The 24,162-nt window shown below is 43.3% G+C and carries 18 protein-coding genes; 17 read left to right on the top strand and 1 reads right to left on the bottom strand.

The features are described from left to right. Nucleotides 1–151: 151 nt before the first annotated feature. From OEG80_RS12140 to OEG80_RS12095, 10 genes are all read left to right on the top strand, one after another. Complete coding sequence (locus OEG80_RS12140) at nucleotides 152–862, top strand: succinate dehydrogenase iron-sulfur subunit (RefSeq protein ID WP_011512485.1); 711 nt, start codon at nucleotides 152–154, stop codon at nucleotides 860–862. 811 nt (nucleotides 863–1,673) lie between these two features. Then, nucleotides 1,674–4,559, top strand: a complete 2,886-nt coding sequence (locus tag OEG80_RS12135; RefSeq protein ID WP_263241049.1) for a 2-oxoglutarate dehydrogenase E1 component — start codon at nucleotides 1,674–1,676, stop codon at nucleotides 4,557–4,559. 155 nt (nucleotides 4,560–4,714) lie between these two features. Next, complete coding sequence (odhB, locus tag OEG80_RS12130) at nucleotides 4,715–5,947, top strand: 2-oxoglutarate dehydrogenase complex dihydrolipoyllysine-residue succinyltransferase (protein ID WP_011512487.1); 1,233 nt, start codon at nucleotides 4,715–4,717, stop codon at nucleotides 5,945–5,947. 270 nt (nucleotides 5,948–6,217) lie between these two features. After that, complete coding sequence (gene lpdA, locus OEG80_RS12125; protein ID WP_020442497.1) at nucleotides 6,218–7,669, top strand: dihydrolipoyl dehydrogenase; 1,452 nt, start codon at nucleotides 6,218–6,220, stop codon at nucleotides 7,667–7,669. Between the two features lie 201 nt (nucleotides 7,670–7,870). Then, a complete protein-coding gene (sucC, locus tag OEG80_RS12120) occupies nucleotides 7,871–9,037 on the top strand; it encodes an ADP-forming succinate--CoA ligase subunit beta (protein WP_011512489.1) in 1,167 nt (388 codons plus the stop codon). 104 nt (nucleotides 9,038–9,141) lie between these two features. Beyond that, on the top strand, nucleotides 9,142–10,017 hold the full coding sequence (gene sucD, locus OEG80_RS12115) for a succinate--CoA ligase subunit alpha (RefSeq protein ID WP_011512490.1): 876 nt from the start codon (nucleotides 9,142–9,144) through the stop codon (nucleotides 10,015–10,017). Nucleotides 10,018–10,124: 107 nt separating this feature from the next. Further along, nucleotides 10,125–11,165, top strand: coding sequence for a UDP-glucose 4-epimerase GalE (gene galE, locus OEG80_RS12110; RefSeq protein WP_263241048.1), 1,041 nt, complete (start codon nucleotides 10,125–10,127; stop codon nucleotides 11,163–11,165). Nucleotides 11,166–11,218: 53 nt separating this feature from the next. Then, nucleotides 11,219–12,103, top strand: a complete 885-nt coding sequence (locus OEG80_RS12105) for a UTP--glucose-1-phosphate uridylyltransferase (RefSeq protein ID WP_263241047.1) — start codon at nucleotides 11,219–11,221, stop codon at nucleotides 12,101–12,103. Nucleotides 12,104–12,106: 3 nt separating this feature from the next. Next, nucleotides 12,107–13,774, top strand: a complete 1,668-nt coding sequence (gene pgi / locus OEG80_RS12100; protein ID WP_263241045.1) for a glucose-6-phosphate isomerase — start codon at nucleotides 12,107–12,109, stop codon at nucleotides 13,772–13,774. Between the two features lie 37 nt (nucleotides 13,775–13,811). Next, nucleotides 13,812–15,224 carry a UDP-glucose/GDP-mannose dehydrogenase family protein gene (locus OEG80_RS12095; protein WP_263241043.1) on the top strand — a complete coding sequence of 471 codons (1,413 nt, stop codon included), beginning with the start codon at nucleotides 13,812–13,814 and terminating at the stop codon, nucleotides 15,222–15,224. A gap of 150 nt (nucleotides 15,225–15,374) precedes the next feature. On the opposite strand, the gene OEG80_RS12090 is transcribed toward OEG80_RS12095, so the two are convergent. Next, nucleotides 15,375–16,868 (bottom strand): phosphomannomutase CpsG, encoded by a 1,494-nt coding sequence (locus OEG80_RS12090; protein WP_263241042.1) that lies wholly within the window; start codon nucleotides 16,866–16,868, stop codon nucleotides 15,375–15,377. Nucleotides 16,869–17,023: 155 nt separating this feature from the next. Here OEG80_RS12090 and mazG point away from each other — a divergent pair, with 155 nt between their 5' ends. The 7 genes from mazG (at nucleotide 17,024) to rapZ (ending at nucleotide 24,122) form a co-directional block, all read left to right on the top strand. Continuing rightward, the gene (gene mazG, locus OEG80_RS12085) at nucleotides 17,024–17,887 is read left to right on the top strand and encodes a nucleoside triphosphate pyrophosphohydrolase (protein WP_263241041.1); all 864 of its coding nucleotides are present in this window, start codon (nucleotides 17,024–17,026) and stop codon (nucleotides 17,885–17,887) included. Then, nucleotides 17,874–18,305 carry a ComEA family DNA-binding protein gene (locus OEG80_RS12080; RefSeq protein ID WP_011512497.1) on the top strand — a complete coding sequence of 144 codons (432 nt, stop codon included), beginning with the start codon at nucleotides 17,874–17,876 and terminating at the stop codon, nucleotides 18,303–18,305. The genes mazG and OEG80_RS12080 overlap by 14 nt, the downstream gene beginning before the upstream one ends. Nucleotides 18,306–18,469: 164 nt before the next feature. Next, on the top strand, nucleotides 18,470–20,716 hold the full coding sequence (pcnB, locus tag OEG80_RS12075; protein WP_263241038.1) for a polynucleotide adenylyltransferase PcnB: 2,247 nt from the start codon (nucleotides 18,470–18,472) through the stop codon (nucleotides 20,714–20,716). Between the two features lie 34 nt (nucleotides 20,717–20,750). Further along, nucleotides 20,751–21,317, top strand: coding sequence for a 2-amino-4-hydroxy-6-hydroxymethyldihydropteridine diphosphokinase (folK, locus tag OEG80_RS12070; RefSeq protein WP_263241037.1), 567 nt, complete (start codon nucleotides 20,751–20,753; stop codon nucleotides 21,315–21,317). A 67-nt stretch (nucleotides 21,318–21,384) separates the two neighbouring features. Then, on the top strand, nucleotides 21,385–22,185 hold the full coding sequence (gene panB / locus OEG80_RS12065) for a 3-methyl-2-oxobutanoate hydroxymethyltransferase (protein WP_263241036.1): 801 nt from the start codon (nucleotides 21,385–21,387) through the stop codon (nucleotides 22,183–22,185). Nucleotides 22,186–22,236: 51 nt separating this feature from the next. Then, nucleotides 22,237–23,100, top strand: a complete 864-nt coding sequence (gene panC / locus OEG80_RS12060; RefSeq protein WP_263241034.1) for a pantoate--beta-alanine ligase — start codon at nucleotides 22,237–22,239, stop codon at nucleotides 23,098–23,100. 59 nt (nucleotides 23,101–23,159) lie between these two features. Continuing rightward, a complete protein-coding gene (gene rapZ / locus OEG80_RS12055; RefSeq protein WP_263241032.1) occupies nucleotides 23,160–24,122 on the top strand; it encodes an RNase adapter RapZ in 963 nt (320 codons plus the stop codon). Nucleotides 24,123–24,162: the final 40 nt, after the last annotated feature.

Here is a 24,162-nt window from a genome sequence, read left to right as displayed (position 1 = left end):
ATTTATTAAAAAGGTGACCGCCAGCTACAAGCTCATGCCAGCGCCCTATTAATCAGTATTTGATCATTCTTGTCAGTACAGATTAATAGCCAGCGCGACTATGTTGCAATCCTTGTATGCCCGCCATCACCGACGTGTGGAGTTTAGCATTATGAGCCGAGGTACTCGCACCATCGAAATCTATCGCTACGATCCTGATCTGGACGCAGCGCCGCGCATGCAAACTTATACGATTGAGCTACTAGACTCAGATCGTATGTTGCTTGACGTGTTATTACGCCTAAAGAAGGAAGATGAAACTCTTACCTTCCGTCGCTCGTGCCGTGAAGGCATCTGTGGCTCTGATGGCATGAATATTAACGGTAAAAATGGTCTAGCATGTTTGATCAACATGAATACTTTGCCAGAAAAAGTAACCGTTCGCCCGTTACCAGGTTTGCCAGTGGTTCGTGATTTGGTCGTCGATATGAACCAATTCTACGAGCAGTACGAAAAAGTACATCCATTCTTAATTAATGATCAGCCAGCGCCTGCGACTGAGCGCTTGCAGTCACCTGAGCAACGTGACAAGTTAAATGGTTTATATGAATGTATTTTATGTGCCTGCTGTTCAACCAGCTGCCCATCATTCTGGTGGAATCCTGATAAGTTCTTAGGACCATCAGCACTACTGCATGCTGATCGTTTTGTTTCTGACAGCCGTGACAGTGATACGCGCGCGCGTCTGGCTCGTTTAGACGATCCATTCAGCTTATTTCGTTGCCGCGGTATCATGAACTGCGTATCAGTATGTCCAAAAGGCTTGAATCCAACCAAAGCTATCGGTCATCTGCGTAATTTGTTGCTTGATCAAGCAGGTTAATATACCTTTTAGCCTCAATTAGCTTTATAATAGCGCTATAAAAAACACCACCTGAGATAAGGTGGTGTTTTTTATTCGTTAAAATAAGCAAAACAATAGCGTAAAGTCACCATGCTTGTTAAGTCGTCTTAGAACAATATTTGAATTTGCATCAGAATAATCATGGCAAGTAAGGCCATACTAACAATACGTTGCTTATATGTAAGACAACCTGTTATCTGGTCCATCTGCCTATATAATTATAAGTAGTAATGGCTAAGCATAAAAAATGCATGGTTATTATAAGATTATAGGGGTGAATGACGATGATAGAAGGTATATAATACTGAGGTTAAAACGGATGCATAGCAGTGATGTGTGAATATGCAGGAAGTCAATCACCTATGAATTGCGTAAAGTGATAATAGATATTCATTGTGTAAATACTTAGTATTGAACAAACAAACTATGGCTGCAATTGTTGCCATGTTACGCTATACGGCAGTGTATCATTTGTCAAATAGTCATTGTAGAGCTACAATAGCCAAGTTATTCAGCAGAAATGGCTTGTAAATGAGCCAGCTGAACAAAAAAATTTAAAAAAATGCTATTAATAACAATTTAGTTATAACTTGTAGCATTATATATAAATTAATGTTTTGTGACGAGCGACATAAGAAAACTGAACGTTCACAAATAATTTGAATGGTGTTCTATGTTGATTGTTCATTTTTAAAAGGCTATTTATTCAATAGCTGAGCCGCCTGTATACAACAGATTTTACAATAATAAGCACGATTCCATTCATTTATCTATCAAATAGACGATTATTATGAATAGTATAACTAAAGAAGCAGCGAGCGTAGATCAAACAGAATTGGCCGCTGATAATGCCAATTATATTGATATTCTCTACGAGCAATACCTAGAAGATCCTAATAGTGTTGGCAGCGATTGGCAAACGTATTTTGAACAATACAAATCGCCAAATGATGCGCCGCACAATGCCATTAAAGACCAGTTTTTATTGTTAGCCCGTAATCAGACGGCTATTAAGGTCAGTACTGATACCAGTAGCTCGGCTAGCAGTCATAGCAACAATGTTGGTGACAATAAGCAAATGGGTGTACAGCAACTCATCTCAGCTTACCGTCGTCGCGGTCATCGCCGTGCGCAGTTAGATCCATTAAGTCTGCATCCACGTGCGGAAGTAGAGGATTTGACTCTTGCTTATCACAATCTTTCTGAAGCGGATCTTGATACAGTATTTCCGACTAATGATCTAAATATCGGTAAAAATGAAGCACCGTTACGTGAAATCATTGAAATCATGGAGCGCGTCTATTGCCGTTATATCGGTACAGAATATATGCACGTGACCACCAGCACAGAAAAGCGCTGGATGGAAAAATATCTAGAAACCAATCTAGGTCATATCTCTTTTGATACAGAAAAACGTTTGTCTATTCTTGAGCGTTTGACGGCAGCAGAAGGCTTAGAAAAATATCTTGCTCGTAAATATACGGGTGTGAAGCGTTTTGGTCTGGAAGGCGGCGAGAGCTTCATTCCAGCGATCAATGAAATCATTCAACGTGCTGGCGGTTATGGTACAAAAGAGATGGTCATTGGTATGGCTCACCGTGGGCGTTTAAACTTATTGGTAAACATCTTGGGCAAAAACCCTGCTGATTTGTTTGATGAGTTCGATGGCAAAGTTCAGCCAGAAAAAGGCTCAGGCGACGTTAAATACCACAATGGTTTTTCATCGAACGTGATGACACCAGGTGGGGAAGCGCATTTAGCGTTGGCATTTAACCCGTCACATCTTGAAATCGTTGCGCCAGTATTACAAGGCTCAGTACGTGCACGTCAAGTACGTCGTAACGATCAGCCACTTCATGAAAATAAGACGGGCAATTCAGTATTGCCAATCGTCATTCATGGTGATGCAGCGTTTGCCGGTCAAGGCGTGGTACAAGAGACATTCCAGATGTCACAAACCCGTGCGTATACGACGGGCGGCACCATCCATATTGTGATTAATAACCAAGTTGGTTTTACCACCAGCCGTCAAGAAGATGCACGCTCAACCGAATACTGTACCGATGTGGCAAAAATGGTTCATGCGCCAATTTTACATGTTAACGGTGATGATCCTGAGTCTGTGGTATTTGCCGCGCAATTGGCGTTAGATTATCGTCATGAGTTTGACAAAGACATTATTATAGATCTCTTCTGCTATCGCCGTAACGGTCATAATGAGGCGGATGAGCCTTCAGCGACTCAGCCACTCATGTATGCTGTGATCAAAAAGCTACCAACGACTCGTACTATTTACGCGCAACAGTTAATCGAAGAAGGTTTGCTGAGTAAAGAAGATGAAACACGTTTAGAAGATGAGTATCGTGAATCGTTAGACCGCGGTGAATATGTTGCCAACTCATTAGTAAACGAGCCTAACGAGCAGCTATTTGTTGATTGGAAACCTTATTTGGGACACGATTTGGTTGACGATTGGGATACCAGTGTCAATATCGAAGTGTTGAAAGGCTATGGTCGCCGTATGGCGCAAATGCCTGAAGGTTATAAGCTACAGCGCCAAGTACAAAAAGTGGTCGAGCAGCGCTTAGCGATGCAAACTGGCGAAGAGCCTTTGAACTGGGGTGCAGCTGAGACATTGGCATACGCATCATTGGTCGATAACGATAAAGTGCTGGTACGTATTACTGGTGAAGATGTAGGGCGTGGTACGTTCTCACATCGTCATAGTGAGCTATACAATATTGAAGATGGCAGCATGTATGTGCCACTTGCTCACCTGAGTGAAGATCAAGCACGCTTTGCCACTTATAACTCATTGCTATCAGAAGAAGCGGTACTAGCTTTTGAATATGGTTATGCGACCACGGTGCCAAACGCATTGGTCGTTTGGGAAGCGCAGTTCGGTGATTTCGTCAACGGCGCTCAAGTCGTTATCGACCAATTTATCGCCAGTGGCGAGACCAAATGGCAGCGTGTTTGCGGCTTGACCATGCTATTGCCGCATGGCTTTGAAGGTCAAGGTCCTGAGCATTCATCAGCCCGTCTTGAGCGTTTCTTGCAGTTATGTGCTGAAGACAACATGCAAGTCATCACCCCAACGACCCCTGCGCAGATTTATCATGCGCTACGTCGTCAAGCGGTTCGCCCAATTCGTAAACCGTTAATCGTCATGTCGCCAAAGAGCTTGCTACGTCATAAGCTTGCGACTTCTCAATTAGAAGAGTTGGCAAATGGTAAGTTTGAAACGGTATTGCCCGAGATGGATCAGCAAAATCCGGACAACGTGACTCGTATGGTGCTATGTGGCGGCAAAGTTTATTATGACTTGCTTGAGCAGCGCCGTGCTTTGGGTCTAGACCATGTCGCAATCGTTCGTATTGAGCAGCTTTATCCTTTACCAGAAAAACGCCTAATTGCTGAAATTGAAAAATACAGCAACTTAAAAGAAATCGTTTGGACGCAAGAGGAGCCTTTGAACCAAGGCGCTTGGTATTACTTAGCACCGCATATGTTCCGCATTGTTGTACCGCATCCAACCAGAGCAAAAGTGATGGAGCCAGTTGCACGTCCTGCAAGTGCAGCGCCTGCGACAGGATCAGCAAAATTACACGTTAAGCAACAACAAGATTTAATCGCTGGTGGTCTTGGTATCAGTGTAGATGAGCTGTCTATTTAATAGCTTATATAAATAACAGATTGTATGTAATCAATGAATCAGGCGATGACAGTCAGTACCAAGTAAGACAATTTAAATATCACATTTTAAATGGCACTGACTGCCTATCACGACTTAATTATAAATAGTAATATCCAAATCTAAGGAGTATATCGATGGCTGAAATTAAAGCCCCCGTTTTTCCAGAATCGGTTGCCGATGGTACAATCGTTGAATGGCATGTCACTGAAGGTCAGCAAGTAAACCGTGATGACCTATTAGCTGAAATCGAAACTGATAAAGTTGTATTAGAAGTGGTCGCGCCTGATAACGGTGTTGTAACCCGAATCGTTAAGCAAGTAGATGACACCGTATTGTCTGATGAGCTGATTGCCGAATTTGAAGCTGGTGCTAGCGCCAGTGCTGAAGCTGCTCCTGCCGTTGATCCAGATCAACCAGCTGCGCCAGTACAACCTAAGCAAGCAACAGATGGCGGCGAGCCAGTACAAGCCTCTGCTGAATCTGATCATAAAGATCAAAGCCCTGCGGTTCGTAAAGCAGCCAAAGAGTCTGGCGTAGATCCTAAAAACGTCGAAGGTAGTGGTCGCGGCGGTCGTGTGACTAAAACTGACATGTCAAACCCAACGTTGAAAGCGGATAGCTCAATCACTTCTGATAGTGGTCGTCCTGTTGCTGAAGCAGTTGGCGAGCGTACTGAAAAACGCGTACCAATGACACGTCTACGTAAAACAATCGCGAATCGTCTACTAGCTGCTTCTCAAGAAACGGCAATGTTAACGACGTTTAATGAAGTCAACATGAAACCGTTGATGGATATGCGTACCAAGTATAAAGATCAGTTTGAAAAGCGTCATGGTACACGTTTAGGCTTTATGTCGTTATTCGTAAAAGCGGCGACTGAAGCCCTAAAACGCTATCCAGCTGTGAACGCGTCATTAGACGGTGATGATATTGTTTATCATGGTTACTATGACATCGGTGTTGCCGTATCTTCTAACCGTGGTCTAGTCGTACCAGTACTGCGTGATACTGATCGCATGAGCATGGCAGATGTTGAAGCCAAGATTCGTGAATTTGGTGGTAAAGCACAAGAAGGCAAACTTGGTCTAGAAGACATGGTTGGCGGTACATTTACCATCTCAAACGGTGGTGTATTTGGTTCACTGATGTCAACACCTATCTTGAACCCACCACAAACCGCTATCTTGGGTATGCATGCCATCAATGACCGCCCTATGGCAGTTAATGGTGAAGTTAAAATCTTGCCAATGATGTATCTTGCCCTGTCTTATGACCATCGTATGATTGATGGTAAAGAAGCGGTACAATTCTTAGTAACACTGAAAGAATTGGTTGAAGACCCTACTATGCTACTTTTAGATCTTTAAGTTTTTAGGCTTGTATCAGTAATGACTGATACAAGCTTTTTAGCTTTGTATAGATTATCTTTTAATGCCTTTTAGCTTTTTCAGTTCTATCTTATGAGCAATGAGCTAAGCATACTCAGCAACTATCTTTATCGTCTTTTTAAACGCATCTATTATCTAGCATTTAGATATCGTATTGGTTATCGAATGGATAAGTCGATGGTTTACTAACGAGATAAATTGGTTTATATGATACCTAACATTAAACTAAAATTAAAATAGGAACGTATTATGAAAGACAGTTATGATTTAGTCGTCATCGGCGGCGGACCTGGTGGTTATGAAGCAGCAATCCGTGCAGGACAGCTTGGTATGAGCGTCGCTTGTATCGAAAAACGCGTTTATAAAGGCGAGCCTGCACTTGGCGGTACTTGCTTAAACGTCGGTTGTATCCCATCAAAAGCATTGCTTGATAGCTCACATCGCTATGAAGCGACTAAGCACGACCTTAATGAGCATGGTATTACTACTGGTGATGTTGCTATCGATATCGAGCAAATGATTGCTCGTAAAGAAGGCATCGTTAAGCAGTTGACTGGCGGTGTTGCTGCGTTATTGAAAGGTAATGGGGTTGACTGGCTACAAGGCTGGGGCACATTAGAAGATGGTAAAGGTGCTGATAAAAAAGTTAAATTTACCGCCCTTGCTGATGAAGCAGAAACGACTATCACTGCTAAAAACGTCATTCTTGCAGCTGGTTCAGTGCCGATTGATATTCCAGTTGCCAAAAATGACGGCGATCGTATCGTTGATTCCACAGGCGCGCTTGACTTCACTGCTGTACCTAAGCGTTTAGGCGTAATCGGTGCCGGTGTTATCGGTCTTGAGCTTGGTTCAGTATGGCGTCGTCTAGGTGCAGAAGTTGTCGTATATGAAGCACTACCTAGCTTCTTGGCTGCTGCTGATAAAGATATCGCTAAAGAAGCGGGCAAAATGCTGAAAAAGCAAGGTCTTGATATCCGTGTTGATACCAAAGTGACCAATGCTGAAGTGAAAGGCGATCAAGTCATCGTTACTAGTGAAACCAAAGGCGAATCTAGTGAAGAGAGCTTTGATAAGCTGATCGTTTGTGTCGGTCGTCGCGCTTATTCTGAGAAACTACTTGGCGAAGACAGTGGTATTCAATTGACCGAACGCGGTTTGATTGATGTCAATGATCAGTGCAAAACCAATCTTGATGGCGTTTATGCTATCGGTGATTTGGTACGCGGTCCTATGCTTGCGCATAAAGCCATGGAAGAAGGCATGATGGCGGTTGAGCGTATTCATGGCGAAAAAGCTCAAGTTAACTATGACACTATCATCAACGTCATCTATACGCATCCAGAAATCGCATGGGTTGGTTTGACAGAGCAAGAAGCAGAAGCTGCAGGTTATGAAGTCAAAACAGGTTCATTTAACCTAGCTGCAAACGGTCGTGCTCTTGCTCAAAGTGAAGCTCAAGGCTCTATCAAAGTCGTTGCTGATGCCAAAACAGACCGTTTGTTAGGTATGCATGCGATTTCTGCTGGTGCAGGCGATATCGTCCATCAAGGTATGATTGCGATGGAATTTGTATCAAGCATCGAAGATTTGCAGTTGATGACATTCGCGCATCCAACGATCTCTGAAGCCGTCCATGAAGCAGCATTGTCTGCGGATGGTCGTGCCATTCACGCGATTCAGCGTAAAAAACGTAAATAATTTTAACGGCTAAAAATATTTTGTATAAAGATATTTTAAGTGTTTTAAATGGTTATTAGATGATGACATGACCATCACATTGTTCGAATAGCTATTTTGAATGACTATTTTGAATGCTGCGTTGGTCTAACATACAGTAGAGCATTCTACGATGTATGAGTTTTCATTTTTTATTAATGGTAAAAATAAAGGATTCAATCAATGAATTTACATGAGTATCAAGCAAAAGAGCTATTGAAAAGCTATGGCTTGCCAATTCAAGAAGGCATCATTGCCTACAGTGGCGACGAAGCAGCGGCAGCTTTTGACAAAACCCCAACTGATATCGCAGTCATCAAAGCACAGGTTCATGCTGGTGGTCGCGGTAAAGCGGGCGGCGTGAAACTGGTTAAGACTCGTGAAGAAGCGAAGCAAGTGACTGATGAGCTTATCGGTAAAAACCTTGTAACGTATCAAACCGATGCCGCTGGTCAACCAGTGAATTTCGTTTTGGTTGCAGAAGATATGTATCCAGTACAAACCGAGCTATATCTTGGCGCTGTTGTTGACCGCTCTTCACGTCGCGTGACGTTTATGGCATCAACGGAAGGCGGTGTTGAGATTGAGAAAGTTGCAGAAGAAACCCCTGAAAAAATCTTTAAAGTAAATATTGATCCATTGGTTGGTTTATTGCCATTCCAAGCGCGTGAAGTGGCGTTTAAATTGGGTCTTGAAGGCAAGCAAATCAATCAATTCGTTAAATTGATGTCTGGTGCTTATCAAGCATTCGTTGAAAACGACATTGATTTACTTGAAATCAACCCATTAGCGGTTCGCGAAAATGGCGAGATCGTTTGTGTTGATGGCAAAATTGGTATTGACTCAAACGCTTTATATCGTTTGCCTAAGATTGCTGCGCTACAAGACAAATCACAAGAAAATGAGCGTGAGCTTAAAGCGGCTGAGTTTGATCTAAACTATGTTGCCCTAGAAGGCAATATCGGTTGTATGGTAAACGGTGCTGGTCTTGCAATGGCTACGATGGACATCATCAAATTGTACGGCGGCAAGCCTGCTAACTTCTTGGACGTTGGCGGCGGTGCAACTAAAGATCGCGTTGTTGAAGCATTCAAGATTATTCTTGAAGACAGCAGCGTTGAAGGTGTTCTGATCAACATCTTCGGTGGTATCGTACGTTGTGACATGATTGCAGAAGCTATTATCGCTGCGATCAAAGAAGTTGACGTCAAAGTACCAGTTGTTGTCCGTTTAGAGGGTAACAATGCTGAGCTTGGCGCACAAATTCTAGAAGAATCTGGTCTGAAATTGATCTCAGCTCAAGGTTTATCAGACGCCGCTCAAAAAATTGTTGACGCTGTTAAAGCTTAATTGCTCAAGAGTATAAGGCGTTTGCTGTTATTCTACCGACGTTAACATTTAACGTGGCAGGATAGGCAAGCGCCTACCAGACAACCGCATACAAGGATAAGATAATGAGTGTATTAATTGATAAAGACACCAAAGTATTGGTGCAAGGTTTTACCGGTAAAAATGGTACGTTCCACTCAGAACAAGCCATCGAATATGGTACAAAAGTTGTTGGCGGCGTAACCCCAGGTAAAGGCGGTCAAACGCACCTAGGTTTGCCAGTATTCAACACCATGTCTGAAGCAATGGCAGCCACCCAAGCAGACGCTTCTGTTATCTATGTACCAGCTCCTTTTGTACTAGATTCTATCATCGAAGCAATTGATGCTGGTGTGAAGCTAATTGTTGTGATCACTGAAGGTGTACCAACGCTTGATATGCTTAAAGCCAAACGCTACCTTGAAACAGCAGGCGATGTACGTCTAATCGGTCCTAACTGCCCAGGCGTTATCACCCCAGGTCAGTGCAAAATCGGCATCATGCCAGGTCATATCCATTTGCCAGGTAAAGTGGGTATCATCTCACGCTCTGGTACTTTAACTTATGAAGCCGTTGCTCAAACCACTAAGCTTGGTTTTGGTCAATCAACCTGTATCGGTATCGGTGGTGATCCGATCCCTGGTATGAACCAGATTGATGCGCTTAAATTGTTCCAAGAAGATCCACAAACTGAAGCAATTATCTTAATCGGTGAAATTGGTGGTACTGCTGAAGAAGAAGCAGCCGCTTATATCAAAGACCATGTAACTAAGCCAGTTGTTGGTTATATTGCTGGTGTAACTGCTCCTGAAGGTAAGCGTATGGGTCATGCCGGCGCTATCATCTCTGGCGGTCAAGGTACAGCTGAAGATAAATTTAAAGCGTTTGAAGCGGCAGGTATTGCTTACACGCGTGACCCATCAAAATTGGGCGAGAAGCTAAAAGAAGTGACAGGTTGGTAGTATCAGTAGCTAACTGACTGTTAATACTCAAATGACGTTGAAAAATAATGAAGGCACCCCTACAATGGGGTGTCTTTTTTTGTTTGAAAATTGCTTTGGATATCAATATGGAAAATTATAAAAATAAAATATTAGTGACTGGAGGCGCAGGATATATCGGTTCACATACTTGTATTGCACTGCATGAAGCAGGCTACGAGGTGGTGATATATGACAATTTATCTAACAGCAGTTTTGAGGCAGTAAATCGTGTTTCTAGCCTTATTGGGCAGCCTATCGACTTTATCGAAGGCGACATTCGTGATGCTGATTCACTCAGGCAAGTATTTGTCGCCCATCGATTTTTTGGCGTGATTCATTTTGCTGGCTTAAAAGCGGTGGGCGAATCTGTCGCTAAACCCTTGATGTATTATGATAATAATGTGAGTGGTACGATTACCTTACTTAAAATCATGGCTGAATATGAGGTTAAAAAACTAGTCTTTTCTTCATCAGCTACGGTCTATGGTGATCCTGAAATTCTGCCCATTAATGAAGACTCTCCACGCTCCTGTACCAATCCTTATGGACAGAGTAAGCTTACGGTTGAGCATGTTCTAGAAGATTTAGCGCTATCAGATAACAGCTGGAGCCTTATTCCTTTGAGGTATTTTAATCCTGTTGGCGCGCACCCATCTGGACAAATTGGCGAAGATCCCAATGATATTCCAAATAATTTAATGCCATATATCTCACAAGTCGCGGTCGGCAAGCTTTATAAATTAAGCATTTTTGGCGATGACTATGCTACGGTAGATGGTACGGGTGTGCGTGACTTTATACATGTAACTGACCTCGCACAAGGTCATGTCGCCGCGCTCAATTATCTAAAGCAGCAAAAGCAAAGCTTAGGTTTTCTTCCGATCAATTTAGGATCAGGTAAGGGAACGTCTGTATTAGAGTTAGTTAGAGCGTTTTCTGCCGTATCAGCTAAAGATATTCCTTTTCAGTTTGTTGGGCGACGAGCTGGTGATATTGCCAGTTGCTATGCTAGTGCTGATAAAGCACAAGAGTTATTAGGATGGAAGGCAAGCTTATCTATTACTGATATGTGTCAAGATACATGGCGTTGGCAAAGCATAAATCCAAATGGTTATAACTCAATATAAGTATTATAGAAAACAAACCCTTATCCATTCTTATTAAGTATGTATTAATCCTTATGAAAAAAATTACTCACGCGGTGATACCCGTTGCAGGCTTTGGTACTCGTATGTTGCCATTGTCTAAATCCGTACCTAAAGAGCTATTGCCGCTTGGTAATCGTCCTGCCATCCATTATGTGGTGGCAGAAGCCATTGCTGCTGGTATTAAGCACATTGTCTTGGTTGGTCATGCACAAAAAAGTGCTATTGAAAATTACTTTGATCTCAATGCCGAGCTTGACAATCAATTGCGTGTTAAAGGTAAGAACGAGCTAGCAGACAGCTTAAACTGGCTACCAAATGATGTGACTATATCGATGATACGTCAGGGTCAGCCATTGGGTTTAGGTCATGCGGTGCTTGCCGCACGCCCAATCATTGGTGAGCATGATTTTGCAGTACTGCTGCCAGATGTGGTGCTTGATCCTTTTAATGGTGATATGTCTGCTGACAATTTGGCGTTTATGATTGACGCTTTTGCTGAAGATAACCATTCTCAAATATTGGTCGATAAAGTAGCCGATGAAGACGTGCACAAATATGGTATCGCTCAATTAAGTGAAGCGCTTATGGATGAGGGCGATATAGATGATAAAACAGATGAGAATGTCAGTTTTAAAGTGGCAGGTTTTGTAGAAAAGCCAAATCTCTCTGATGCGCCATCAAGACTCGCTGTGGTCGGTCGTTATGTCTTTAGTTATCATATTTTTGATTATCTGGCTAATACCCAAGCCTCAGTTGGCGGAGAAATTCAACTGACGGATGCTATTGATGCGCTTATCAGTGAGTATGGTGTCAATGTCACGACCATGCGTGGTAACAGTTATGATGCTGGCGATATGCGCTCTTATATGCAAGCTTTTATATATTTCGCTCAGCAGCAACTAGCCGATGAAGAGTAGTTAATGAACGATACAAAAAACAATAAAGTCTATAGCAGTGCCCGCCATTCTAAATATTGGCAGAAGCTGAAGGCAGCAGCTGAGTCGAAGTGGTCATTAGCTGCCTTGTTTGCACAAGATAATACGCGTACCCAACGTTTTAGTGCTCAAAGTGGGGCGCTGTATATGGACTACAGCAAGCAATGTCTAGATGATACTGTGCTAGAAAGTTTATTAAATCTGGCAAATAGTTGTGAATTGTCCACTCGTATTCAGTCCTTGCTGCAAGGGGCGATGGTGAATACCAGTGAAGAACGTGCCGCTTTGCATACTGCACTACGATTGCCCACCACAGCAAACTTACAACTTGATACGCAAGATGTAGTCGCTGATGTCCATCAAAGTTTGGGGCAAGTTGAACGCTTATCTGAGCGTGTACGCAGTGGGACATGGCGCGGGTTTTCAGGTAAAGCAATTACAGATGTTGTTAATATCGGTGTAGGGGGTTCTGACTTAGGGCCACTGATGGCAACCACTGCCCTTGATGAGTGGGCAGATACCTGTGTTGAGGTCCATTTTGTCTCCAATATGGATGGCACGCAGCTGGATAATTTGCTAAAACATCTAAATCCTGAAACCACTTTATTTATTATCTCATCTAAATCTTTTGGTACCATTGATACCTTATCCAATGCCAAAACGGCACTATTATGGCTGCTTGCAACCGCAAAGCTGCGTGCGGGCACTGAAGACAGTGTATTGCGTCGTCATTTCATCGGTATCTCGGCCAATAGTGAAAAAATGAGTGCTTGGGGTATTCATCCTGAGCACCAGTTGCAGCTTTGGGAATGGGTAGGGGGTCGTTTTTCTTTATGGTCAGCGATTGGTCTTGCCATAGCTATTCGTATCGGTATGTCTGGGTTTAAAGAGCTGTTGGCAGGCGCGCATAGTATGGATGAGCATTTTGCGCAGGCGGATTTTGCAGAAAACTTACCGGTATTATTGGGCTTAATCGCAGTTTGGAATAGCACCTTTTTGCAGGTAAATGCTCATACTGTGCTGCCTTATGATGGGCGCTTAAGCTATTTACCCAGTTATTTAACTCAGCTAGAGATGGAAAGTAATGGTAAATCGGTGACCCAGCATGGTGATCGTATTGATTATGATACCTGTCCTATTCTTTGGGGTGAAATTGGTTCCAATGCCCAACATGCTTTTTATCAGCTGCTACATCAAGGAACGCAGCAAGTCTCTTGTGATTTTATCGCTTGTGTACGTCGCTACAGTGATGAGGCAAAAAATACGCCACTACAACAGCAGCATGAACTGTCTTTAGCCAATTGTTTGGCTCAAAGCCGTGTACTGGCTTTTGGTAATGCTGCTATCGCTGAAACGGATGGTCAAATTGCTTGCGATGCTGATAAATATAAATACTACCGAGGCAACCAGCCTTCTACAACCTTGCTGATTGATGAACTTACCCCGCATAGTTTAGGGGCGTTAATCGCGCTTTATGAGCATAAGGTTTATGTCATGGCTAGTATCTGGGATATCAATCCATTTGATCAATGGGGCGTTGAGATGGGTAAGCAGATGGCAGAGTCCGTTCATGATGCGATGCAGCAAGAGGGCAACGCACCATTCGATACCTCAACCAATCAGCTATTAAAACACATCAAACAGCTTTCTTGAGAGCGCTGCTATATTAATAACCATTAAAGGTACACTCATGAGCGCCGAGACTATGGATAAAAATATGCCCCAATCTGAATCCAATTCGTTTAGTTATTTGGCAAAAAAATCTGCTGTCTGCGTACTTATTGGTCATAGTATTGAGGCGGTGACCAGTGCTGTCGTACTGGCAAGTCTTGGTCAGCAAGTGCATTTATACGCAGACCAAGAGATATTGGCGCAGCAGCTACATCAATATGGCTTTGAGCATCATTTGCAGGCACTATGGCAAATGTATACGCAGCAACAGCACATTATGAGTTTTGCACTGCCTAATACCGCTGATAAGCTTATACAGCTTTATGAAGTAGCAGGTCATAGCAATACGAAGGCTATCGACGAGCAGCAAGAGGTAAAACAACCAAAATCAGTAATCCTATATTGGTTGTTTTTAGACAGTGTCGATTCGGTATGGGTAGAGGATGATTGGCTTACCGCTTTTAATCACAGTCAACAGCAGACACAACCGCTCATGATGAGTGGCATTAAGCAGCTTGGCACTATAGATGCATTGTCTCAGCGCTTAAAGCGTGCTTGGGTCTATTATCTACCGTTCGTTTTCTTAAAAGATGGCGACGCTTATAGCTCTATGTTAAATCCGTCACTATGGCTACTCGGTGAAAAAACCTCTAATAGTCGTCATCATTTGAGTATGCTACAGCCATTAATGCAGCATGCGCGTGCTACTCATTATGCCAATATCGCGACTATCGAATTTGCTCGTAGTAGCATCATGGCGATGCTCGCAACGCGGGTCAGTTTTATGAATGAGATGTCGCGCTTGGCGGATAGTCAACAAGTCGATATCCAGCAAGTCAGCCATATCATGGGGCTTGATGAGCGCGTGGGCAGTAGCTACTTGCAGGCGGGCTGGGGGTTTGGTGGTAATACGCTACCGACAGAATTGCTTCAGCTACAACAATCAAGTCAAGCACAGAGCTTGGCCATGCCGCTATTGCAATCGGTTATCCATATCAACGAAGACCAAAAAGAGCTGATATTTCGCAAATTTTGGCAATATTTTGATGGTTTTATCGATAATAAAACGGTCATGATTTGGGGCGGTAGTTATAAGGCGGGCTCAGGACGGACGGCAGAGTCGGCGATTCATCCATTATTAGCATTATTATGGTCTTATAATATTCGTACGCTGGTTTATAGCGATAAAACGCAAACGGAGCTAGCAGCGCTTTATAAGCAGCAGCCATTGCTTGAATTGATAAACAATCCTTATCAACAGCTTAGTGAGGCGCAAGCAATCTTTATTATCAGCTGGTTACCAGAAAATAGACTAGATATTGCTAAGCTTAATGAGCAAGCGATGCCCGTATTCGATGCGCAAAATGCCTTTTCACGAACACAGATTGATGGTCTAGTCGGCGACTATATGGGGATTGGTCGCGCTAAATAAGATTTTCTATCAAGTATAAAATAAGCTCAGTAGACAAATAGTTATTAGACTAAAGCTAAATAAAAGCGCCGATTAATATAAAAAATAATCGACGCTTTTTTTATTTTTATAAGTTTAGAATGTCTTTATTTAGCATTGCAGCTATTGAAGTTAAGCAGGTACAGCACCTTTACTGGCAAGCCATTGTTGAATCTCCTGGGTCTTGGTCTGTAGTAAATCCTCATCACCGCGACTTTCAATATTTAACCGAATTAATGGTTCAGTATTTGAGGCGCGTAAGTTAAAACGCCATTCGCCAAAGTTTAAACTCAAACCATCGAGCATCGATTTGGTTGGGTTTTCGGTACTAAACTTTTCTTCGATAGCGCTAATAATCGTCTGCGCATCATGCGTGGTCAGATGAAAGTTCAGCTCGCCTGAGCTTGGATAGGCTGCAATATAACCACTGACCAATTCTGACAAGGTTTTACCGGTAATCGATAATAGCTCAATGGTCAGCAGCCAAGGAATCATACCGCTATCGCAGTAGAAAAAATCGCGAAAATAATGATGCGCTGACATCTCGCCACCATAAACCGCACCAGAATCACGCATCACCTGCTTGATAAATGAGTGCCCAGATTTACTAATAACCGCCTTACCGTTATGCTCATGGATGACGGCTTCGGTGTTATAAATCACCCGTGGATCATAAACAATCGACTCGCCTGCATACTTATTTAAAAAGGCTTGCGCCAGCATCCCAACGACATAGCTACCATCGATAAATTCGCCGTATTCATCGAATAAAAAGCAGCGGTCAAAATCGCCATCAAAGGCAATCCCAAGGTCGGCTTTATTTTCTAACACCGCTTGCTGGGTGGCGGTTCTATTAGCCAAAATCATCGGATTAGGGATGCCATTTGGAAAACTACCGTCAGGGGCATGATGCAGTTTAATGACTTCAATCGGTGCGCCAGCTTGTGCTAACTTTTCGATTAATAAATCAACCACGGGACCGGCGCTGCCATTGCCTGAATTAATAACCAGTTTAAGTGGTTTTAATTTATCCGTATCGATGAAAGTCATCACATGATTGATATAGGCGCTTTTATCCGTCAGTAATTGTAGGTTGCCTAAGGTGTTAGCAGTGGTAAATTGCCCCGATTCCGCCAACGCTTGAATCTCTGCCAAACCATCATCGGCGCTAATCGGTTTTGAGTGCTCTTTGACCAATTTTAAGCCATTATAATTAATCGGATTATGACTGGCAGTGACTTCGATACCGCCCAACGCTTGATAGTAGCTGGTGGCAAAATACACCTCTTCTGTACCTGTCATTCCCAAGTCGATAACATCGACGCCAGCATCTAGCATGCCTTTGATAGTCGCTTGTTTTAACTGTTCACTTGAATGGCGAATATCGCTACCAATAACGATAGCTGATTTTAAGTTTTTCAGTTCAGCGGTAGCATCATTATCGGCACTGTTATAACGCTCGAATAAAATTTGGGCAAAGGCACGGCCGATACGGTAGGCGATAGCTTCATCGAGATTGACACCAAGCTCGCCGCGGATATCGTAAGCTTTAAATGAATCAATGTTAATCGGTGCGAACTGGGTTTGAGTCGCATAGCTGGCATTATTCGTATCGGATGTGGGCATAACGATAAAATCCTTGCGTTTAAGCAGTGAGATGATAATTAAGTAGGTTACCCAATTATAAGCTAATCAGTGTTCAATGCTACACTAACGACAAAATCGTTATAAACTTAATAGGGTTCTATTGAATAACCAATAAAAATATAAGAGTGTTTTTTATGAATAGCTTAGAAAATAAAATAACAGCGCCTACACCGGTACAAGGAACGCCAGAAGCAAGTGGCGAATTAGCGGATTTGTTGTCCTTAATGGCGCGGTTGCGTAGCGATTGTCCATGGGATAAAAAGCAAAGCAATCATAGCTTAATTCCGTATGCGATTGAAGAAGCCTATGAGCTCGGCGAAGCGGTACAAAGTAATGATGATGAAGACATCAAAGGCGAGCTTGGCGATGTGCTGCTGCAAGTGGTTTTTCATTGTCAGATGTACGCTGAACAAGAGCGCTTTGATATGATTGATGTGATTACCACTTTACAAGAAAAGCTGATTCGCCGGCATCCGCATGTGTTTGAAGCAGAAACGCTTAAAGATGAAGCCGCGGTAAAAGAACGCTGGGATGAGATTAAAGTAGAAGAGCAACAAGCCCGCGCCGTACGTGGCAAACCACAGCGTCGTTTGGACAATACCAAAGCAGGTAGTGCGCTGATGCAGGCGCAGGATGTGCAAAAACAGGCGTCAAAATTGGGTTTTGATTGGGAAGGCGTCAGTGGCGCATTTGATAAACTCGATGAAGAAATTGCCGAGCTAAAGACCGAGATTTTAGATAAGCCCCAAGTTGAAATCAAAACCAATATCAGAGAGATTGAAAAGGAGCTTGGCGATTGCATGTTTGCGCTTGTCAATGTGGCGCGCAAATTAGACCTTGATGCGGAAACAGCAACGCTGACCTGTGTGCATAAGTTTAAATCACGTTTTGGCTATATTGAAGACCAGTTAGCTGCCGCAGGCAAGCGTTTAGAAGACAGCGATATCAATGAGATGGATGCGTTATGGGAAGCGGCGAAACAACATGAACGCGACTAATAAAAGCTTGCTTATTAAATGGTTAGCCATCAAATGGTCGTTTATTAAATGGCAGCATGCTAATTTGTTTAAAAATGTAGCCATTTTTTTAGTAGGCATGGTTTCTATCATGGCTATGCTGTCTCATCCTGTCTTTGCCGCCCCTTGTTTTGATAACGCCCAAAGTGCTTATAACTACATATTGACGCAAGAGACAGCACAAACTCAAGCACGTATGCAGTCAATCATTAATATTAATCGAGCAACAGAAGGTGAGCTTACGTTGCTACATGGTATCGGTAGCAATAAGGCGCAAGCCATTATCCTATATCGTGAGATGTTTGGCAGTTTTAGAACGGTTGATGAATTGACAAAGGTAAAGGGTATTGGCGCAAAAACCGTTGATAAAAATCGAGGACGTTTGACCGTGCAAGATTAATCGCTGTATTTTACTTTAATTAACCCCAATATTGACAAAATAGCATGTAAGTAACTGTCTAAATACACCCACCATGGCCAAAATTTGTTAAACTAGCACGTACATCCGCCTGATTGACGCTGTGTTCGTCAGGGTGGTTAAGAAAAAAGGCAAGGAGTAGATGCATGGCCGAGCGTGCCGCCAAGCAGTTAGAACTGAATAAATCTGAATTACCCAATTCTATTACCGAAGTAATCGCAACCCTAACCCGAGCTGGGTTTGACGCCTATATCGTCGGTGGTGGCGTGCGTGATACCTTGCTAGGACTGCGTCCAAAAGATTTTGACGCGGTTACTGATGCCAAGCCTCATGAGATTAAAGACGTCTTTGGTAAGCGCTGCCGTATTATCGGTCGCCGTTTTCAGTTGGCGCATGTGTACTCTGGGCGTGAGCTTATCGAAGTAGCCACCTTCCGTGGTCCACCTATTAATGATTCTAATACCAATCAAGACGGTATGATTCTGCGCGACAATGTATGGGGTGATATCAAACAAGACTTTGCCCGTCGTGATTTTTCTATTAATGCCCTTTATTATCAGCCGCTTAAAGGCATAGTTCATGATTTTTGCGACGCGCTTGAAGATATTGATAATAAAATTATCCGTTTATTAGGCAATGCACCGATTCGTATCGAAGAAGATCCGGTCAGATTGCTGCGTGCCTTGCGTTTCAAAGCAAAATTGGGTTTTGAGTTTGATAGCGAATTAGCCGCACAGTTCCATGATGGCAACTGGTCATTACTTGAGCAAATCTCTCCGCACCGTCTGTATGATGAAACGCAAAAGATGTTTACCGGTGGTTATTTAGTACCATTATTACCGCTATTGTTTGATTCAGGCGCGATTGATAGTCTCATCATTTATCCGCCTTCTGAGCCAAGTGCCTTAGTTAAACAAGTCGCTATTAATACCGACAAACGTATTGCTGCTGGCAAAAGTATCAACCCAGCATTCTTTTATGCCGCTTTGCTGTGGGAGAACTACTTACATCAACTAGAAAAAGCCAAAAAGCGCAATATGCCTTTTGCGGATGCACAAATGCATGCAGCAGGCAAAGTGATTGATCGTCAACGTATCAAGACTGCCATTCCAAAATTTGCTGAACAGTTTATTCGTGATATCTGGATATTGCAGCCAAAACTGGCCGCGCCGCGTAGCAAACAGATTGTACAGCTATCTGAGCATCCACGTTTTCGTGCCGGTTTTGATTTCTTATTATTGCGCGAGCAGTGCGGCGATGCAGAGCATCCACTTTCTGAATCGACCAATGATATGGGCGAGTGGTGGCAGACCTATCAAACCTTGACTGAGCAGCAGCAGGATCAAGCGATTGATGACTTTGATGAAAATATCCGCCGCGGTGCTTATAAACAAGGTCAGCGTGGTCGTGGACGCAATCGTCAAAAGCAGCAGCATTCGAATGACAATGCTAAGTTGAGTCAGTTGGATAATGACTATCAAGGTAAAGCGCTGAGTAATGGTCATGCAAAACCAGCAATGGTTAATGATGCCTCAAATGTGCCATCACGTCGTCGCCGTGCCAGTCAGCATACTTCTGCTAATAGTAAAAATTATAGCCCGCAGCAACTCACACAAGACAATAACGAGCTGGCACAGTTGCAGCAATTGTCTTTGGTGAGCAGTAATAATGGTAGCAATCAGCAGCACACGCCGAAACCTGCACCATTGTTTGTCATAGAACAGGGCAACGTCGTACCGCCTTTGAAAAAGCAGCTATCTGGTTCAGATAAAGCACTGCCTAAAGCGACGCAAAAAGTGCTTGAGCAAGCAACAGTTAGTAACAAGGCATCGGCTGATAGTCAATCGCAGCCGCAAGAAAAAGCTGTTAATAAAGCGAGTGACTTAACTAATAGATCGCATGCACCAAAAGAGTCAGTGAATACTCAGGTGTCTTCAAACAAGGCTCGTAATACTATTTATAAAGAACGCAATGCTGCTCAGTCTCCAGCACTTGTTAGTATGAATAATGAGCCGATACCGCACAAGCGCCGTCGTCGTCAGCCTACTGTGATTGACAATAGTGGTATTGGCGCAGAGGCTAGCAGTGCTAAAGAAGCAACGACAATAGACACCAGTAGTAATGAGAAATCATCTGGGAAGTACGCAAAAAAAGTACCTAAATTAGCTGTTGGCTCTACTGATAACGTCATTGATAAAGCACCGAAACCCGCTAAAGCATCAAGTACTAAGTCTACTAAAGCCAAACGAGACGATAGTAATCAAAGTGCTACAAATCAAAGTTCTAACGAACCGCAAGATGCTAATAAAGTAGCTAACAGTAACATGACTGCCAATAAAGGCCCTGTGCCATCGAAACGTCGCCGTCGTCAGCCAAGCGTCAATGACGTTTAATGTTGACAGCGAATATAAGAGTAAAGTGATAACGATGAACACGCGCTTTAATGATATTGATTTTGATAGCAAATCTATCGCCATTTGCTCTTGGGTCACTTGTTATGTTGGCTTGGGTAGCAATCTGGCAAATGAGCTTGGGGCGCCTGTTGAGCATTTACAGCACGCGTTTGAGATGATGCAAGAGCAAGAAAAGATACGCACGGTGCGTATTTCTTCATTTTATGCCTCGGTACCGATGGGACCGCAAGATCAGCCAGATTTTGTGAACGCCGTTGTGGGCTTTGAAACTATATTTACGCCGTTTGAGCTACTGACATTTTGCCAACAGTTGGAGCAGCAAGCAAAACGCGCCCGCCTGCGTCATTGGGGTGAGCGTAGTCTTGATGTGGATATATTGTTATACGGCGATGAGCGGATTTCTGAGCCAACATTAACGATACCGCATGTGGGTTTGCATGAGCGTAATTTTGTTTTGATACCGTTACGAGAGCTCGCACCTGAGCTAATGATTGTAGGAAAGTCGATAATCGACTATCCCCAAAGCAGCGATTGGGCAGGTTTGAAGCTGTTAGAACATGATGCGTCAAGTCATAAATAAAGAGACATTCATTTAAAGTGAATGACAGTTGATTGATATTCAGAAGTATTGAGGATGATATAACGATATGACAACGTTATCTACTTTAAATAAGTTTAAAAAAGACGGTACCAAATTTACTTGTCTGACCTGTTATGACGCCATGTTTGCGCGCATGATGGAAAAAGCGCAGATTGATACGATTTTAATCGGTGATAGCTTGGGTATGGTGGTGCAGGGTCATGATTCAACCTTGCCTGTTACGGTCGATGATATGGCTTACCACACTGCTAATATCGCCCGCAGCAATAAGCACGCACTTATTTTAGCGGACTTACCCTTTATGAGCTACGTGACGCTGCCTGAGGCCGTTGTTAATAGCCGCAAGCTGATGCAGGCAGGCGCTCATGTGATTAAAATTGAGGGTGGTCGTGAGCTTTGCGAGTTGATTACAACATTAGCGCAAGCAGGTACGCCAACGTGCGTGCATTTAGGCTTAACACCACAGTCGGTAAACGTTTTTGGCGGTTATAAAGTTCAAGGTCGCGGCAATGAAGCAGGTCAAAAACTCCTTGACGATGCAAAAGCTGTGGTTGACGCTGGTACAGCGCTTTTGGTACTAGAATGCGTCCCTGCTGAGCTTGCTAAAGCAGTAACGGAAGCCGTTGCTGTGCCCGTGATAGGCATCGGGGCAGGCGCCGATACCGATGGTCAGGTATTGGTCATGCACGATATGCTCGGTATGGTTCATGGTCGCGCGCCGCGTTTCATCCATGATTTTCTGACTGATGAGCGTAACACTGAGCACAGTATCGAAGGCGCATTTGCCTTGTATCAGCAGTCAGTAAAGGAAGGTAGTTTTCCAACAGAGCAGCACCAGTTTAGCTAAGCAAATATAGAATTTCAGTAATTAGGTCCATCAGTAAAAGAGCAGTTAAACATGCCGACGATTCATTACCATATCTCAGACTTACGCGTTGCTCTGCAGCCTTACCGAACAGCGCAGCGCATTGCCTTAGTACCTACAATGGGTAATCTACACGATGGTCATCTGGAGTTGGTAAAAATTGCCAAACAGCATGCAGAGATCGTGGTGGTTAGTATTTTTGTCAATCCAACGCAGTTTGGGGTTGGTGAAGACTTTGATAGCTACCCTCGTACCTTAGATGAAGATGTAACAAAGCTTGCCATGGTTGGCGCTGACTATGTTTTTTCTCCTACTATTGATGAGATGTATCCGGTATTACCGCCGCCGACCACTATTCTCGCTGGGACTATTACTGAGCAACTATGTGGCAAAACTCGGCCCAATCATTTCGATGGTGTCGGTATTGTTGTCTCTAAACTCTTCAATATCGTGCAACCTAACATAGCCGTATTTGGGCAAAAAGATTATCAGCAATTAGCCATTATTAAGCAGTTGGTTCGTGATTTGAGCTATTCAATCGATATTATTGGCGCGCCTATTATTCGTGCTACTGATGGCTTAGCGTTATCATCGCGCAATCAGTATTTAAGCGAGTCTGAGCGCCAAACAGCGCCTATCTTACAGCAGGAGCTGCAGTATTTAGCCAAACAGATTAGTGATAATAAACAGCCGTTAGAGGTGCTTTTGACAGCAGCTCATGAGCGTATTACTAGTGCGGGGTTTATGATTGATTATCTAGAAGTAAAAACAACTGAGTTGATAGCTGTTGATGATGAGAGTATCAATAACCATCAAGTCTTGGTTATTTTAGTGGCTGCATGGCTAGGTCGTGCACGCTTGCTAGACAATCGATTGGTCACGATTAATAAAGTTTGATCACACTGCTATTTATAATATTGTAATTTGCGGGATGCAATTTATAAGGATGACGGAACATGCAGGTAAATCAAGACACCCATAATGCTCAATCAAAGCTAACAGATTCTAACGAATCCACTGGTGATAAACTGAGTATATTGGTAGTGTCAGGACGTTCAGGCTCAGGGAAAACCTCGGTACTAAATATCCTTGAAGATCTGGGTTTTTATTCTATTGATAATTTGCCTTTGTCTCTTGTGCCTGAAGCGGCGCAAAAGCTGGTCTGTGATAGTGGAATTAAGCGCATTGCCCTTGGGGTGGATATTCGTACGCCGCGCGCAGATTTATCTAACTTTGATGCAATCCATGACAGTTTAAAGCAGACCTATGGCGAAGAGGCGGTCATGGTGATGTATGTGACGGCGCAAGAAGAGACGCTGGTTGCACGCTTTAATGCCACTCGTCGCATCCATCCGTTGATGGTGTTAGATACCAAAGGCGTAGAAAATAACGTTTATAATCTACCAGCAGCTATTGAGAAAGAAATACAGCTTTTGCAGCCGATATTCAAGCATGCCGATATCAAGATAGATACCAGTATGCTCAATATCCATCAGCTAAAAGAGCGTCTGCGTGATTATGTGGGTGTAGATAATCAAATCGTGATTAATTTACTATCGTTTGGTTTCAAGTACGGCAGCCCTATCGATGCAGATTTTGTCTTTGATGTACGCATCTTACCCAATCCACATTGGAATCCGACACTGCGCTCGGCGACAGGTCTTGACGCCGAAGTGGGTGCGTTTTTTGCCGATTATCCAGAGGTTGCTGAGATGACGGGAGATATCGCTACATTCTTGAATCGTTGGTTACCTGATTTTTTACATAATAATCGTCATACGGTAACGGTTGCCATTGGCTGCACCGGTGGGAAGCACCGTTCGGTATTTATCACCAAACACTTACAAGACAGATTGCAAAATAGCTTGCCAGAAGGCTTGACCGTGACGGCGAAACACCGTGAAAAGCATCGCTGGTAGCGCTTGCTGAACCTTTTATACCTAATTTTTTATACCTATT

It is taken from the genome of Psychrobacter sp. SC65A.3 (assembly GCF_025642195.1).
GTDB classification, from domain to species: domain Bacteria; phylum Pseudomonadota; class Gammaproteobacteria; order Pseudomonadales; family Moraxellaceae; genus Psychrobacter; species Psychrobacter cryohalolentis.
Note: the sequence above shows the minus strand (reverse complement) of the source record. Positions and strands in the feature narration are given on the sequence as shown.

Bases quoted from the DNA above. Each gene is read 5' to 3' on its own strand.
- OEG80_RS12140 (WP_011512485.1), top strand. From the start codon at position 152: ATGAGCCGAGGTACTCGCACCATCGAAATCTATCGCTACGATCCTGAT.
- OEG80_RS12135 (WP_263241049.1), top strand. From the start codon at position 1,674: ATGAATAGTATAACTAAAGAAGCAGCGAGCGTAGATCAAACAGAATTG.
- odhB (WP_011512487.1), top strand. From the start codon at position 4,715: ATGGCTGAAATTAAAGCCCCCGTTTTTCCAGAATCGGTTGCCGATGGT.
- lpdA (WP_020442497.1), top strand. From the start codon at position 6,218: ATGAAAGACAGTTATGATTTAGTCGTCATCGGCGGCGGACCTGGTGGT.
- sucC (WP_011512489.1), top strand. From the start codon at position 7,871: ATGAATTTACATGAGTATCAAGCAAAAGAGCTATTGAAAAGCTATGGC.
- sucD (WP_011512490.1), top strand. From the start codon at position 9,142: ATGAGTGTATTAATTGATAAAGACACCAAAGTATTGGTGCAAGGTTTT.
- galE (WP_263241048.1), top strand. From the start codon at position 10,125: ATGGAAAATTATAAAAATAAAATATTAGTGACTGGAGGCGCAGGATAT.
- OEG80_RS12105 (WP_263241047.1), top strand. From the start codon at position 11,219: ATGAAAAAAATTACTCACGCGGTGATACCCGTTGCAGGCTTTGGTACT.
- pgi (WP_263241045.1), top strand. From the start codon at position 12,107: ATGAACGATACAAAAAACAATAAAGTCTATAGCAGTGCCCGCCATTCT.
- OEG80_RS12095 (WP_263241043.1), top strand. From the start codon at position 13,812: ATGAGCGCCGAGACTATGGATAAAAATATGCCCCAATCTGAATCCAAT.
- OEG80_RS12090 (WP_263241042.1), bottom strand. From the start codon at position 16,868: ATGCCCACATCCGATACGAATAATGCCAGCTATGCGACTCAAACCCAG.
- mazG (WP_263241041.1), top strand. From the start codon at position 17,024: ATGAATAGCTTAGAAAATAAAATAACAGCGCCTACACCGGTACAAGGA.
- OEG80_RS12080 (WP_011512497.1), top strand. From the start codon at position 17,874: ATGAACGCGACTAATAAAAGCTTGCTTATTAAATGGTTAGCCATCAAA.
- pcnB (WP_263241038.1), top strand. From the start codon at position 18,470: ATGGCCGAGCGTGCCGCCAAGCAGTTAGAACTGAATAAATCTGAATTA.
- folK (WP_263241037.1), top strand. From the start codon at position 20,751: ATGAACACGCGCTTTAATGATATTGATTTTGATAGCAAATCTATCGCC.
- panB (WP_263241036.1), top strand. From the start codon at position 21,385: ATGACAACGTTATCTACTTTAAATAAGTTTAAAAAAGACGGTACCAAA.
- panC (WP_263241034.1), top strand. From the start codon at position 22,237: ATGCCGACGATTCATTACCATATCTCAGACTTACGCGTTGCTCTGCAG.
- rapZ (WP_263241032.1), top strand. From the start codon at position 23,160: ATGCAGGTAAATCAAGACACCCATAATGCTCAATCAAAGCTAACAGAT.